Below are 14,384 nucleotides of genomic sequence, written 5' to 3'. Positions count from 1 at the left end.
CTCCTCCTGCGCCCTCGGGCGTCCCTCCCGCGCGCCCGCGCACCCCCTCTTCGAAAGGCACCGCCATGTCCACTCCCGACGACCTCGGATTCGATCTCAAGAAGAAGCGCCGCTGGCCCTGGATCGCCGGAGCGGCCGTCGTCGTCGTCGGCGTCGCCTCCGCGATCGCCGTCCCGCTCCTCTCCCCCGCCGTCTCGGCCAACGAGCAGGAGGGAGCGACGCTCTACGTCGCGACCGCCGAGGGCAATGCCTCCGAGCAGGCCCTGGTCGACTTCGTCGCGAAGGAGGTGGCGCCGCGCTACGGCATCACCGTCGCCTTCAAGGGGCTCTCGGACAGCAACACCATCAACCGCGCGGTGAGCGAGGGCGAGGTCGCGGCCACGGTGTACCAGCACAAGCTCTGGCTGGGACAGGTGCTCGAGGCCAACCCCGACTTCGAGGAGGAGGCGGCCACCCCCGTCTTCCGCTGGGGCTTCGGGCTCTGGAGCGACAAGTACTCCGACGTCTCCCAGATCCCCGACGGCGGCACGGTCTCGCTCTACTCCGACCCCGCCAACGAGGCGCAGGGCCTCTGGCTGCTGCAGAACGCCGGCCTGATCACGCTGAAGCCGGGCACGGAGCCGGGCACCGCGACCCAGGACGACATCGCCGAGAACCCGAAGAACCTGCAGTTCACGCTGCTCGACTTCGCCGCCCAGTCGCGCGCGCTGCCGGACCTCGACGCGGCCGTCGGCTACACCGAGTACTACCTCGCCGCCGGCATCCCGATCGAGCAGCAGATCTTCGCCCCGCAGGCCCCCGACGACTTCGCCGGGCAGCTCACCATCGGCTCGAAGTACCGCGACACCGAGAACGTGAAGAAGCTCGTCCAGGCCTTCCAGGACCCGGCCGTGCAGGAGTTCCTCGCCACGGACGAGACGGTGAAGGGGATCCTGCTGCCGATCGACGGCTGAGCAGGGCCGGAGCGACGGGGTCGCCTGAGGAGTCGCGCGCGGCTTCTCGGGCGACTCGGCGTCTGCGGACGTAGCGTGGGCTCATGAACACGTTCACTCTCCACAACGGTGTCGAGATCCCCGCCCTCGGACTCGGCGTCTTCCAGTCTCCGCCCGACGAGACCCGCGCCGCCGTCGCCGCCGCGCTCGACGCGGGGTACCGGCACATCGACACGGCGGCGGCCTACGGCAACGAGCGCGAGGTGGGCGAGGCGATCGCCGGCCGCGACGACGTCTTCCTCGAGACGAAGGTGTGGATCAGCGACTACGGCTACGACGAGACGCTGCACGCCTTCGACAAGAGCGCGGGCAAGCTCGGCGTCGAGCGGATCGACCTGCTGATCCTGCACCAGGCCCTGCCCGAGGCCTTCGACCGCACCCTCGACGCCTATCGGGCGCTCGAGCGGCTGCTCGCCGACGGGAGGGTGCGGGCGATCGGCGTGAGCAACTTCATGGTCGAGCACCTCACCCGCCTGCTCGCCGAGACCGACGTCGTCCCCGCGGTGAACCAGCTCGAGGTGCACCCGTACTTCCAGCAGCGGCGGGTCGAGCGCTTCGGCTGCGAGAACGACATCCTCACCCAGGCCTGGTCGCCGATCGGCGGCATCACCGCCTACCGCGACTCCCCGCGCCGCAGCTTCGACGACCCGGTGCTCCTCGAGCTCGGCGCCAAGTACGGGAAGACGGCCGCGCAGGTGATGCTCCGCTGGCACCTGCAGGAGGGCCGCCAGGTCATCCCGAAGTCGACCCGCCCCGAGCGCATCGCCGAGAACATCGACGTGTTCGACTTCGCGCTCTCCGGCTCGGAGCTCGCAAGGATCGACGCCCTCGAGGCCGGCGTGCGCGGCGGACCGGAGCCCGAGGCCGTGACGCTGGAGGCGTACGGCCGCGACATCCCCGAGGCGTGAGGAAGGCGCCCGCGACGGGAACACCGGAGCCGTCGCGGGCGTTGCCCTCACCATGAGCGTTCCCCTCTCCATCCTCGACCTCGCCCCCATCGCCCCCGGTGAGACCGCTCGCGACAGCTTCGCCGCCTCCGTCGCCCTGGCCCAGGAGGCCGAGCGGAACGGCTACCGCCGCGTCTGGTACGCCGAGCACCACAACATGGCGAGCATCGCCTCCAGCGCGACCTCGGTGCTCATCGCGCACGTCGCCTCGCAGACCTCCACGATCCGCCTCGGCTCCGGCGGCGTCATGCTGCCGAACCACTCCCCGCTCACCATCGCCGAGCAGTTCGGCACCCTCGAGACGCTGCACCCGGGACGGATCGACCTCGGACTCGGCCGCGCCCCCGGCAGCGACCAGGCGACCTTCCGCGCGCTCCGCCGCGACCCCGACTCCTCCGAGCGCTTCCCGCAGGACGTGCTGGAGCTGCAGGCCTTTCTCGCCGGCGAATCCCGAATCCCCGGGGTGAGCTCGACGCCCGGTGCCGGCACCCGCGTCCCCCTCTACATCCTCGGCTCCTCGCTCTTCGGCGCGCAGCTGGCCGCCGCGCTGGGCCTGCCGTACGCGTTCGCCTCGCACTTCGCTCCGGACGCGCTCCACCAGGCCTTCACGGAGTACAGGGGCGGTGTCCGCCCCTCCGATCAGCTCGACGCCCCCTACGTGATCGCCGGGATGAACGCCATCGCCGCCGACACCGAGGAGGACGCGCAGGAGCAGTTCGCGCAGATGAAGCGCGCCCGCCTGATGATGCTGCTGCGCCAGAGCGGGCAGATCCCCGTCGGCCAGACCTTCGACGACGAGGAGCTCGACGCCCTGCTCAGCGCGCCGATCGGCGCCCACGTCGCGAGCATGACCACCTACACCGGTGTCGGCACCGGCGACCAGGTGGCCGACTACGCCGCCGACTTCGCCCGCTCCGCCGACGCCGACGAGGTCATCGTCGCTCACGCGTCGCTGCAGACGGAGGCGCGCCTGCGCTCGGTCGCGCTCCTCGCGCAGTCGAACGCGCGCGTCGCCGCCTGACGGGCGGCCGAGTCCGTCGACGCCGCCGCACGGGCCCCGTGCGCGACCGGGGCCGCGCATCGGCGGGCGTGCGGCGCGCATCGGCGGACTCCTGTGAAAGTGAGCCTCTAACGGGGGCCACCTCACAGGGAGTAACCCCGGGAGGAGCGCGTCCGCGGTGCCAGGCTGAGCCCTGTGTCGACGATGACGGGCAAGCGGCGTGAGCCCGGGGACGGCCCTGCGCGGTCAGCGGCCCTGCTGCTGCGGGTCTGCGCGGGCGACCGGACCGCCTTCCGGCAGCTCTACTCGCTCACCGCGGGCCGGGTCTTCTCCAGCGCCGACGTCGTGCTCGACGACCGCGCCGCAGCCCAGGAGGTCGCGCAGGAGGTCTACCTCGAGCTCTGGCGCACCGCCCGCTCGCTCGACCCGGGCCGTCCCGTGCTCGCCTTCCTGGCCCAGGTCGCGCACCGCCGTGCCGTGGACCGCGCCCGGGCGGACCGGTCGGCGCGGCGCCGGGAGCTGCAGTACACGGTCCTCGACCGGCCCCGCGATCACGAGTGGGAGCGCTCGGACGTCCGGCTGGCCCTGGCGCCCGCGGCCGGCGCGATCCGGCAGCTCGCCGCCATCCACCACGACGTCCTCTACCTCGCCTACGTCCGCGGGTACAGCCACTCCGAGATCGCGGAGGAGCTGTCGATCCCGCTCGGCACCGTCAAGACCCGGCTGCGCGACACCCTCATCCGCCTGCACACGCACCTGCAGTCCGCCGGCCCGGCGGATCCGGACGGCGGACCGGGACGGCGCATCCGGCACTGACCGGTGGCGCGAACGCCTCTGCGCCACCGGGGTCGCACGCTTCAGGACCGTGTCCGGCCCGCTCAGCCCGCCTGCGTCGCGCCCGAGACCGCGAGCCCGACGATCACCGTCAGTACCGTCGTCCACAGTGCGATCGCGACGCCCTGCCAGAGCAGGATCCGCCCGCGGCCGACTCCGGCGCCCGCCAGCATCACCGCGGTGAAGTGCGTCGGGAGCAGCAGCGGCCCCAGCAGGCTCACGCCCGGGACGCCGTAGCGGGTGAAGGCCCGCTGGAACTTCTCGCGCCGCGGAGTCGTCCGCTTCGCCTCCGAGCGGCCCGTGATCGCCGAGCGGACGCCGGTGCCCAGCAGCACGAGCAGCGCCACGCAGACGAAGTTGCCGATCGCCCCGGCGAGCCCGGCGACGACCGGGTGGATGCCGCCGATGATCCCGATGCTCGCCCCTCCCTCGCCCTCGATGAAGGGGACGGCCCCGTCGGCGGCGACGACGAGGGGCTGCACGAGGTCGGGAACGCGGCCGATCAGGTCCTGGAATACGAGGATCGCGTCGCTGATGATCGTCATGGTCGTGCCTTACGGTACGTGGCCCCGGCTCTCGGGACTCCTCCATCCGACCGTGTCCGCGCCCGCTGCGGCAGTGCCGCCGGGTCACCGCGTCCCGGGAGGATCGACGGCCCGAGGGGTGACAAGTGTCATGGGCGTAGCCTGGGCCGCATGGTGAACTCGACCGAGGCGCATCCGCCCGTGCGCGCGGGCCGCGGCGTCGCCGTGACCTGGTGGTACACGCTCGCGTCGGCCGCCTCCTTCGTGGTGATCGTCCTGGCCGTCTGGTCCGTGGCGGTGCTGAGCGCCGAGGCCGAGGAGTGGCGGAAGGGCGCCTACTTCCTGGGTGCGGCCGCCTGGGTCGCGGTGTTCTCGCCGACCGCGCTCGCGTACCGGCGCGCCGACCGCGAGGGCCCGGTGCGTCTCCGGGCTGCGCCGACCCTGGTCTTCTGCCTCGGAGTGGCGGCCGCCGCGCTCACCGGCACGGCCGCCGGGAGCCTCGCGCTCGGGCTCTCGCTCGCCGCGACCCTGGTCGCCGTGCTGCCCTGGCAGAGCGGCGTGCGGCTCCGGGTGATGGTGCTCTGCACGATCGTCCTCGCGGTCGCGGCGGTGCTCGAGCAGACGCGCGCGGCGCCGGACGCGTCGGCCGCGCTCTCGACCCTCCTGCTGTTCGCGACGCTGCTGCCCCTGACGGTCGTCAGCGCGCTGTGGTGGTGGGACATCGTCCGCGAGCTCGACCGGGCGCGCGCCGCCGAGGGCCGTCTCGCCGCCGCGCAGGAGCGCCTGCTGCTCGCCGGCGACGTGCACGACCTCCAGGGCCACCACCTCCAGGTGATCGCGCTGCAGCTCGAGCTCGCCGAGCGCCTCCTCGGCAGCGACCCGGAGGCCGCTCTCGATCAGCTGCGCGCCGCACAGCGCTCGGTCGACGGCGCCCGCACCGGCTCCCGCGAGCTAGCCACGCGCTTCCGCAGCGTCCCGCTCGTCGACGAGCTGGCCAACGCCGCCGACCTGCTCCGCTCGGCCGGGCTCCGCGTCGAGCTCGAGGTCGACCCGGCGGCGTCCCACGCGCCGGCGGAGACGCTCGGGCCGGTGGTCCGCGAGACGACGACGAACATCCTCAAGCACGGCGGCGGCTCCAGCGCGCGGCTGCGGCTCGCGCGGGAGCAGGACGAGTGGCGGTTCGAGGCGGTGAACGACCTGGCACCGGACGCGGAGGAGGCGGACGGGACCGGCTCGGGCGTCCTCGGCATGGCGGAGCGGGTCGAGCGCGCGGGCGGGACGCTGCGCGCCGGGGCGGTCCGCCGCTCCTTCGAGCTGGACGCGCGCCTGCCGGTGGGGAGCGACTCGTGAGCCGGGTGCTGATCGCCGACGACGAGGACATGCTCCGCACGGCGCTGGCCGCGCTCCTCCGCCTCGAGGAGGACCTCGAGATCGTGGGCGAGTGCCGCGACGGCGAGCAGGCGGTCGCGGAGGCGCTGCGCCTGCAGCCCGACGTGTGCCTGTTCGACGTCGAGATGCCCGGGCTCGACGGGATCGAGGCGGCGGAGCGGCTGCGCCGGGTCTCGGCGACGCGGGTCGTGGTCGTCACCCGGCACGCGCGGCCGGGGGTCCTGCGGCGAGCGCTCGGAGCGGGCGTCAGCGGCTTCCTGCCGAAGTCGCGCCGGGTCGAGGACGTCGCCGAGGTGATCCGCCAGGTCGCGAGCGGACGCCGCTACGTCGATCCGGAGATCGCCGCCGACGCCCTGGCGAGCACGCGCAGCCCGCTGACCGACCGCGAGCTCGACGTGCTCAGCGCCGGCTCCCGCGGCGAGACGATCGGCGAGATCGGCGCGGCGCTGCACCTCTCCTCCGGCACCGTCCGCAACCACGTCTCGTCGATCCTGCGCAAGCTCGCCGTCGCCACCCGCCAGAGCGCGGTGATCGAGGCCCTCGAGCGCGACTGGATCTGAACGGAGGCGCCGCAACGGCAGCCACTACGCAGGAGTCGTCGCAATCGATCGCGAGTGCGACGACTTCTGCTTTCTCGCGAGCGGTGCCCGTCAGGCCGTCGGCGTCCAGATCCGCATCGTCGACGGCCCGCGGTTCGCCCAGCGGTGGTACGGCCGGAACTCCGCCTCGAAGCGGCGCCCCTCCTCCACCGGCACGGAACCGTAGGGCCAGCCGGGAGCCGCCTCCCGCGCCACGAGGGACACGCGCGCTCCCTCCGCCGTCACGACGGGCGGCACCGACGCGTCGACCGCGATGTGCTCGGTGTCCAGGCCCTCGGGCAGGTCGAGCGACTCGATCGCCAGCACGAACGGCCCGCGCTCGAGGGCGACCTGGCCGCGCACCGCGTCGATCCGGGGGTGCGGGGCGACGAAGCGGGCCGACATCGGCAGCGAGAGACGCACGGTGTCGCCGGCGGAGAACGCCCGGCGGACGGTGACGGTCGGCGTCGAGACCGGCTCGCCGTCGAGCAGCGCCGAGCCCCGCGCGAACGGCGGCACCCGCAGCGTCAGCGCGAACTCCGCGTCCTCGAGGATCCGCACGACGATCTCGCCGTCGGCCGGGTACTCCGTCTCGACGCGCAGCGCGACGCCACCGGTGCGCACCTCGTACGCGCCGTACTGGTGGAGCTGCACCCCGTCGTCGGTGGCGGTCGCGAAGCCGAGCTCGACGCTCGCCAGAGTGCGGGCGGTGTTGGTCGGGCAGCACGAGACCCAGAACCAGGGCGCGCGGAGGCTGGACTGCGCGCGGTCGGTCTCGCGCGACTCGTCCGGCGCGACTCCGTCGACGCGCTGCTGCAGGGTGTTCGTGTAGAAGAAGGCGCGGCCGTCCTCGCGGGTCGCGGGGAGCACCGCGTTCAGCAGTGTCCGCTCCATGAGGTCCGCGTAGCGGGGCTCGTTCGAGCCGAGCAGGAGCCGCCAGCTGAGCATCGTGGAGCCGATCGCCGCGCAGGTCTCGGCGTACGCGCGGTCCGGCGGCAGCTCGTAGTCGGCGCCGAACGCCTCGTCCTGGTGGTGCGAGCCCATCCCTCCGGTGACGTAGGTGCGCCGCTCGACGGTCGCCTCCCACTGGCGGCGGACCGCCTCCTCCAGCTCGGCGTCGCCGGTCTCGACCGCGACATCGAGAGCCCCGGAGGCGAGGTAGAGGGCCCGCACCGCGTGGCCGCGCAGCACCTCCGCGTCGCGCACGGGCACGTCGTCCTGGAAGTACTCGGCGCCGAACGCGATCGGCTTCAGCGTCCCCGTCCCGCGCCGCTCCACGAAGAGGCGGGCCAGCTCGAGGTAGCGCTCCTCCCCCGTCGCCCTCGCCAGCTCGGCGAGCGCCGGCTCGATCTCGGGGTGGCCGCACACGGCGACCCTCCGCTCGGGCCCGAACTCGCGGTGCACGTGGTCGGCCAGCCGTCGGGCGACCTGCGGCAGGAGGTCGTCGTGCCCGGTGCGGAGCCGCGCCACGGCGGCCTGGATCAGGTGCCCGAAGCTGTACAGCTCGTGGCCCCACTCCAGGTCGGAGTAGCGCGCACGCTGGCCGGGCCGGCCGAAGCTCGTGTGCAGGTAGCCGTCCGGGTGCTGGGCGGAGGCGACCCGCGAGACGAGGTCGTCGTACCGCTCCTGCAGCCCGGCGTCGTCGCTCCGGCCGAGCTCCCAGGCCATGGCCTCGAGGAGCTTGTAGACCTCGGAGTCCACGAACTCGATGCCCGCGTGCGCGTCGCCGCTCTCGGCTGACGAGATCGAGCCGTCGGCAGCGCGGTCGAAGTTGCCGGCCCAGCCGACGCGCTCGATCCATGAGCGGCAGTGCTCGATGACGGCGGAGGAGTTGAGGTCCTGGTAGTGCTTCCAGAAGCCGCCGGTGAGGCGGATCTCGTCCTGGCGCAGCGGCCGGAGCACGCTCCGCGAGGGGGCGACCGGGCCGCCGAGGGCGGTGGCGGTGGGGGCGGTGAGGGTCACGGTGTCTCCTTGGAGGGACGGGTCAGTCCTTGACGGCGCCGGCGGTGACTCCCGCCGAGACGTACCGCTGGGCGACGACGAGGAGGACGGCGGCCGGGAGCGAGGCGACCACGGCGGTCGCCATGATCGAGTTCCACTCCTGGTTGTTGTTGCCGATGTACTTGTAGATGCCGAGGGTGATCGGCTGGAGCTTCCCGCCGCTGTCGAGCGTCGAGGCGAAGATGAAGTCCGACCAGGCCCAGAGGAACGCGAACAGCGAGACGGTGACGACGGAGTTGCGGCTGATCGGCATGATCACCGAGGTGAAGGTGCGCCAGGCGCTCGCTCCGTCCATCCGCGCCGCCTGGGTGAGCTCGTCGGGGATCCCCGACATGAAGGCCGTGAAGATCAGCACGCCGAACGGCACCGCGATGGTGGAGTCGGCCACGATCAGGCCCGGGATCGAGTTGAGCAGCCCCAGGTTGAGGTAGATGGCGTAGAAGCCCATCGCCATGATGATCGCCGGGATCATCTGCGCGATCAGCAGCACGAACGAGAGGGCCTGACCGCCGCGGGGCCGCAGCTTCGCCAGCGAGTAGGCGGCGGGAGCGGCGATCGCCACGGTCAGCAGCACCGTGCCGAGGCCGACGACGAGGCTGGTGCCCAGGTAGGGCAGCTGCTCGCTCAGCACCGCCTGGTAGCCGGTGAACGTGGGAGAGAACGGGAACCAGTCCGGCGGATCCTTCCGCATCGAGCCGGTCGGAGTGAGGGAGACGTTGATCATCCAGTAGACGGGGAACAGCATGACCGCCGTGAGGGCGATCCCGACCACCGTCAGGTACCAGGGGCGGCGGGCGGTCACGAGTCGGCCTGCTTCCGCTGGACCCGGATGTACACGAGGCCGAAGACGAGGGCCAGGATGATCAGCAGGTTGCCGACGGCCGCGGCCGGTCCGAAGTCGGGCAGCATCGAGCCGAAGCCGAGCTGGTACGTCCAGGTGGCGAGCGTGGTCGAGGAGTCGGCGGGCCCGCCCTTCGTCATGATCCAGATGATGTCGAACACCTTCAGCGTGTAGACGAGGCCGAGCAGGATCGTGATCGCCGACACCGGCCGCAGCAGCGGCAGCGTGATCCGCCAGAACTGCTGGGCGCCGGTCGCGCCGTCGAGCGAGGCCGCCTCGTAGAGGTCCTGCGAGATGTTCTGCAGGCCGGAGTAGAGGATCACCAGGTTGAACGGGATGCCGATCCAGATGTTCGCGATCAGGACCGCGATCAGCGAGGTGGTCGGCGAAGTGAGCCAGTTGATCTGGCCGATCCCGAACGCCTCCAGGCACGCGTTCACGATGCCGGAGTCGCTGTTCACCATGCACGACCAGGTCGCCGCCGAGACGATCAGGCACAGGCGCCACGGCACCAGGAACACCGCCCGGAGCGTGCTCGCCAGCGGGAAGCGGCGGTAGAAGAACACGGCGAGCGCCAGCCCCAGCGTGAACTGGAAGAGGAGCGAGACGCCGGTGAAGACCGCCGTGTGCAGCAGCGCCGGGCCGAAGGTCGCGTCCTGGAACACCTGGACGTAGTTGTCGAACCAGACGAAGGGCGCGTTCCCCTGCACGAACGAGCGGACCGTGTAGTCCTTCAGGCTCAGCTCGAGGTTGCGGTAGAGCGGGAACGCGTAGAAGACGAGCAGGTAGGCGACGAGCGGGGCGAGGAACGCCCACGCGACCAGACGGCCGCCCTCGGGGCGCCGGCGGCGCCGACGGCTCTCGGCGGCCGGGGCGGGCGGGGCCGGCGGCTCGGTGCCGCGCCGCAGGAGGCGGGCGGTCTCGGTGGCAGTGGTCATGGTCTCTCCCGTCCCCCCGGCCGGTGCGCGGAGCACCGGCCGGGGGGACCTCGTTCGGGGAGCGGGAGCCCCCGGTCGTCCTACTTCGTGGCGGATTCGGCGGCCGACTGGGCGGCCTTCAGGGCGTCCTCGGGAGACTGCGAGCCGCTGAGCACGGTCTGCACCGCGCCCCACAGCTGCTCCGAGATCTTCGGGTACTTCGTGCCGAGGTCGTCCGAGGTGCGGCCCTTCGCGGCCTGCACGGCGGTGACCCACGGCTCGAGGTCGGCGTTGCCGGCGACCTGCTCCTGCTGCGCCTCGGCCGTCGGCGCGATGTACGAGAGCGTGTTGTCGGTCGTGACCAGGCTCTCCGTCGAGGTCAGGCACTCGGCGATCTTCTTCGAGGTCTCGTAGCGCGCCGTGTCCGACTGCACCGGGAGGGTGAGGAACTCGCCTCCGGTCGGTGCGGGGGCCGCTCCGCCGTCCTTCGACGGGATGGTCAGGACGCCGTAGTCGATGCCCGAGGCCTTCGCGTTGGCCAGCTGCCAGGTGCCGTTCTCGCCGAACGCGTACTCGCCGGTCTCGAACTCCTGCCAGCTCGTGGTCTGCGTGTTGCCGATCACGGAGTTGGGCGCGTAGCCCTTCTCGAGCCAGTCGCTCCAGAGCGAGACGGCGTCGACCGCGGCGGGCGAGTCGAGGTCGGTCAGCTCGGCGCCGGAGCCCCAGAACCACGGCAGGAACTGGAAGGTCCCCTCCTCCGTGCCGATGCCGGAGAACGTGATGCCCTTGCCGCCGGAGGCGGTGACCTTCTCGAGCGCGTCGGTCAGCCCGGCCCAGTCCGTGATGGAGGCGGCGTCCACGCCGGCCTTCTCGAGCACGGCCTTGTTGTAGTACAACGCGAGCGTGTTGGCGCCGATCGGCACGCCGAAGGTGTCGCTGCCGGTCTGGCCGGCCGCGAGGATGTTCGCGTCGATCCCCTCGGTGGAGAGCCCGGACTCGGCGGTCGTGGTCAGGATGCCCGACTCCGCGAGCGTCGAGACAACGGGGTTGTCGACGAGCAGGAGGTCGGGCGAGTTGCCCTGCTGACCGGCGAGCAGCGCCTTGTTGGTCAGGTCGGTGGTGTCGTAGCCGGTGCGCTCGACGGTGACGCCGGCCTCGGTCCCGCAGGAGTCGATGAGCTTCGCCCAGTCGGACGACTCGTCGAACTGGGGGTACGGGTCCCAGAACGTGTAGCTGCCTCCCGCGGCGGAGCCGGAGTCTCCCCCGGAGCCGCTCGCGCAGCCGGTCAGTGCGGCGGCGGCCGTCCCCAGCAGGACGGCGGCGGCGAGGCCCCGAGCGTGCTTCCTCGTCTTCACGGATGATCCCTTCGTCGTTGACGGATTCCTCGGCAGTCGTCCCGATCGTCTGCGCCGGGCCGAAACTACTTTCTGTCGGGTAAACCTAGGCAGGGGAGGTCAGCGCGTCAAGAGATGCGATCTTTTCGGTCTTTTCGGTTTTTCGCCGGAGTCGTGCGAGGATCGACGCGGCGGCCCGCCGGGCCCGGAACGGAGGCGCGGTGCCACCACGCAAGCCCACCGGCACCATCACGCTCACCGACGTGGCGGCCGCCGCCGGCGTCTCGATCGCCACCGCCTCCAAGGCGCTCAACGGCCGCGACCAGGTGCGCGCCGAGACCCGCCAGCGCGTGCTGGACGCCGCCGAGGCCCTCTCCTTCACCCCGAACCCGTTCGCGCAGGCCCTCAACTCCCGGCGCACGGGCACCACCGGGATGCTCACCAACGATCTCGACAACCGCTTCGTGCTCCCCGTGCTGCTCGGCGCCGAGGACGCGTTCGGCGCAGGATCGACGTCGGTGCTCCTCTGCGACGCCCGCGGCGACTCGATCCGCGAGCAGCACCACATCAAGAACCTGCTCGCCAAGCGCGTCGACGGGATCGTGGTGCTCGGCCGGACGACGAACCCGCGCCCTTCGATCACGCGCACCATCCCGGTGCCGGTCGTCTACGCCTATGCGCCCTCGGAGGATCCGCGCGACTCCTCCTTCACGCCCGACAACGTGCAGGCCGGCGTCCTCGCCGCCCGCCACCTGATCGAGCGCGGACGGACCAGGATCGCCCTCGTCAACGGCGAGCCGAGCTACACCGCCGCGCACGACCGCGCCCGGGGCGTCGAGCAGGCGCTGACGGAGGCGGGGCTGCCGCTGGTCGGCGGCGGCGTCCTCTTCGGGCAGTGGTCCGCGAGATTGGCGCGTGAGTGCGCCGAAACGATGCTGCGAGCGCATCCGGACCTCGACGCGATCATCTGCGCGAGCGACCAGATCGCCCGGGGCACGCTCGACCACCTGCGCGAGACCGGCCGCCGGGTGGCGCAGGACGTGGCCGTCGTCGGCTTCGACAACTGGGCCCGCCTCGGCGGGGCCGCCCGCCCGCCGCTCTCGAGCATCGACATGATGCTCGACACGCGCGGCCGCGCCGCCGCGGAGGAGCTCTCGAACGCGATCCACGGACGTCCGACCGCAGGCGTGCAGGCCATGCCCGTCCGCTTCGTGCCGCGGGAGTCCTCCGGCTGACGCCCCCGCCCTCCGCGAGAACGCGGAGGACACCGCCTGCTCAGCGGTGCCCCGACGCTCGGAGCGGCGTCTCGACGCACGAGCGGGCCTGCGCGCATCGGCGAGGACACCCGAGAGACGGGCGGAGCGGGATCGTGGGCGCAGACGTGCGCCGGACCCCTCGGGAGTCCGGCGCACGGCCTGGCGGTGATCAGCTGCCGGTGATCAGCCGGGATCAGCTCCCGGTGCGCTCACCGCGGCGTCGGAGGGTGAGGAGCATCAGACCGCCGCCGAGCAGGGCGAGCAGGCCCAGCACTCCGGCGGTCGCCGTCGCTGCGGCGTCCACTCCGGTCGAGGCGAGAGCCGGACCGCGGGGACCGTTCGACCCGGACACGGGAACGACCGCGGCGTGGGAGGGCGCCGGTCGCGGCGCTGTGGTCGCGGTCGGAGTGGGCGAGGCCGTGGGCGTCGCGGTCGGCGTGGGGGTGGGGGTCGCCGTCGGAGCCACGGTCGGGGTCGCCGTCGGCGTGGTCGTCGGCGTGACCGTCGGAGCCACGGTGGGCGCGATCGTCGGAGTCACCGTCGGAGTGACGGTGGGCGTGACAGTCGGAGTCACCGTCGGAGTGACGGTGGGAGTCACCGTCGGCGTCACAGTCGGCACGACGGTGGGAGTCACCGTCGGGGTGACGGTGGGAGTCACGGTCGGCGTGACGGTCGGGGTCACCGTCGGAGTGACCGTCGGCGTCACGGTCGGCGTGACCGTCGGAGTCACGGTCGGCGTCACGGTCGGAGTCGCCGTCGGCGACGATCCGCCGTCGGTGGGCTCGCAGCCCGGCTCGGTGAAGTCGTTGGAATCGAGCGTGACCGCTCCCGTGCGGGCCAGTGCGCGGCCCTCGACGGAGACGCCCGTCGTCACCGTGATCGAGACCGAGGCGAGCACGGAGCCCACGAAGTCCGAGTCGGTGCCGAGCGTCGCGGAGCTGCCGATCTGCCAGTAGACGTTGCAGGCCTGCGCTCCGTTGAGCAGGGCCACCGTGCTCGACGACGCCGTCGTCAGCGTCGACGCGGCGCGGATCACGAAGACCGCCTCGTTGACGCCCTCGGCGTCGAGCGTGAGCGTCCCCGTCGCTCCGACCGGTCCGGCCGCGGTGTACACCCCGGGCTTCAGCGTGCTGCCGCCGATCTCGGCGTCGACCTGCGCGGTCGTCGCCTGCGAGGCGAGCTGTCCGTAGGCGGTGCCCACGTCGGCCTGGGCCTGAGCCGCCTCCGCGTCTCCGCGGTGGATCACTCCGTCCGTCCGTCCGGGCGGGAACCCGGTGACGGCGGTCAGCGGGCTGACCCCGACGCTCTGGTCCAGGACGCTCGACCCCGTGTTCGTCACGGTCGACGCGGCCAGGACCGAGTAGTCCTCCGCCGTGCCGAGGTCGGGAGCAGTGGCCGCCTGCGCCGAGACGCCGGCGAAGAGCGCGGCGCCGACGACGGCGAGGACGACACCCGTCCCGATCGCCCCTCTTCTGCGGTTCTGCCGATGACGGCGGAGCGAGGTGCGAGAGGACACGTGCGGCATGAGGCCAGCGATCTGCCCACGTCAGCGTGAGCTCAATAACCCGAGGTGGGAGGCTCGAACCGTGGGTCGCGCTCCTCGCCCGCGTCGACGCCGCGACCCTGACGGGGGGCAGGATCCGCCGACGGCGTCCCCCGACCCGGGACATGCCCGCCACCGGAGTCCTCGCGCCGGTGACGGCGGACCCGGCCGGCGGAGCGGATCAGCGGTGACGCCCGCGGCACCCGAACCGGTCGGAGTGCTGTGCGT

13 protein-coding genes are annotated in these 14,384 nt (G+C 72.5%); 7 read left to right on the top strand and 6 right to left on the bottom strand.

What is annotated here, in order from left to right; genetic code table 11:
- Positions 1 to 65: 65 nt before the first annotated feature.
- The 4 genes from C5D04_RS00790 (at position 66) to C5D04_RS00775 (ending at position 3,755) form a co-directional block, all read left to right on the top strand.
- On the top strand, positions 66 to 953 hold the full coding sequence (locus tag C5D04_RS00790) for a MetQ/NlpA family ABC transporter substrate-binding protein (protein WP_104257783.1): 888 nt from the start codon (positions 66 to 68) through the stop codon (positions 951 to 953).
- A gap of 83 nt (positions 954 to 1,036) precedes the next feature.
- On the top strand, positions 1,037 to 1,900 hold the full coding sequence (locus tag C5D04_RS00785; protein WP_104257784.1) for an aldo/keto reductase: 864 nt from the start codon (positions 1,037 to 1,039) through the stop codon (positions 1,898 to 1,900).
- 52 nt (positions 1,901 to 1,952) lie between these two features.
- Positions 1,953 to 2,960: an LLM class flavin-dependent oxidoreductase gene (locus C5D04_RS00780; protein WP_104347063.1), complete on the top strand. Its 1,008-nt coding sequence runs from the start codon at positions 1,953 to 1,955 to the stop codon at positions 2,958 to 2,960.
- Positions 2,961 to 3,143: 183 nt separating this feature from the next.
- Positions 3,144 to 3,755: a sigma-70 family RNA polymerase sigma factor gene (locus C5D04_RS00775; RefSeq protein WP_258068808.1), complete on the top strand. Its 612-nt coding sequence runs from the start codon at positions 3,144 to 3,146 to the stop codon at positions 3,753 to 3,755.
- Between the two features lie 62 nt (positions 3,756 to 3,817).
- Here the strand turns inward: C5D04_RS00775 and C5D04_RS00770 are convergent, their stop codons facing one another.
- Positions 3,818 to 4,318, bottom strand: a complete 501-nt coding sequence (locus tag C5D04_RS00770; protein WP_104347061.1) for a small multidrug efflux protein — start codon at positions 4,316 to 4,318, stop codon at positions 3,818 to 3,820.
- Between the two features lie 150 nt (positions 4,319 to 4,468).
- Here C5D04_RS00770 and C5D04_RS00765 point away from each other — a divergent pair, with 150 nt between their 5' ends.
- Positions 4,469 to 5,647, top strand: a complete 1,179-nt coding sequence (locus C5D04_RS00765) for a sensor histidine kinase (protein ID WP_104347060.1) — start codon at positions 4,469 to 4,471, stop codon at positions 5,645 to 5,647.
- Positions 5,644 to 6,246: a response regulator transcription factor gene (locus C5D04_RS00760; RefSeq protein WP_104347059.1), complete on the top strand. Its 603-nt coding sequence runs from the start codon at positions 5,644 to 5,646 to the stop codon at positions 6,244 to 6,246. Before C5D04_RS00765 ends, C5D04_RS00760 begins: the two co-directional genes overlap by 4 nt.
- A 90-nt stretch (positions 6,247 to 6,336) precedes the next feature.
- On the opposite strand, the gene C5D04_RS00755 is transcribed toward C5D04_RS00760, so the two are convergent.
- The 4 genes from C5D04_RS00755 to C5D04_RS00740 form a co-directional block, all read right to left on the bottom strand.
- The gene (locus tag C5D04_RS00755; RefSeq protein ID WP_104347058.1) at positions 6,337 to 8,226 is read right to left on the bottom strand and encodes a glycoside hydrolase family 127 protein; all 1,890 of its coding nucleotides are present in this window, start codon (positions 8,224 to 8,226) and stop codon (positions 6,337 to 6,339) included.
- Between the two features lie 22 nt (positions 8,227 to 8,248).
- Positions 8,249 to 9,067 carry a carbohydrate ABC transporter permease gene (locus C5D04_RS00750; protein ID WP_104222699.1) on the bottom strand — a complete coding sequence of 273 codons (819 nt, stop codon included), beginning with the start codon at positions 9,065 to 9,067 and terminating at the stop codon, positions 8,249 to 8,251.
- A complete protein-coding gene (locus C5D04_RS00745) occupies positions 9,064 to 10,044 on the bottom strand; it encodes a carbohydrate ABC transporter permease (RefSeq protein WP_104347057.1) in 981 nt (326 codons plus the stop codon). Before C5D04_RS00745 ends, C5D04_RS00750 begins: the two co-directional genes overlap by 4 nt.
- An 80-nt stretch (positions 10,045 to 10,124) precedes the next feature.
- Complete coding sequence (locus C5D04_RS00740; protein ID WP_104225801.1) at positions 10,125 to 11,378, bottom strand: extracellular solute-binding protein; 1,254 nt, start codon at positions 11,376 to 11,378, stop codon at positions 10,125 to 10,127.
- Positions 11,379 to 11,578: 200 nt separating this feature from the next.
- Between C5D04_RS00740 and C5D04_RS00735 the strand changes: the two genes are divergently transcribed.
- Entirely contained in the window at positions 11,579 to 12,592 is a 1,014-nt protein-coding gene (locus C5D04_RS00735; protein WP_104347056.1) for a LacI family DNA-binding transcriptional regulator, read from the top strand.
- 214 nt (positions 12,593 to 12,806) lie between these two features.
- Here the strand turns inward: C5D04_RS00735 and C5D04_RS00730 are convergent, their stop codons facing one another.
- The gene (locus C5D04_RS00730; RefSeq protein ID WP_181137650.1) at positions 12,807 to 14,129 is read right to left on the bottom strand and encodes an ice-binding family protein; all 1,323 of its coding nucleotides are present in this window, start codon (positions 14,127 to 14,129) and stop codon (positions 12,807 to 12,809) included.
- Between the last annotated feature and the right edge of the window lie 255 nt (positions 14,130 to 14,384).

Source organism: Rathayibacter sp. AY1D2, from assembly GCF_002932695.1.
Lineage (GTDB): Bacteria > Actinomycetota > Actinomycetes > Actinomycetales > Microbacteriaceae > Rathayibacter.
The sequence above is the reverse complement of the archived record's forward strand: the minus strand, read 5'-3'. Positions and strand labels throughout refer to the sequence as shown.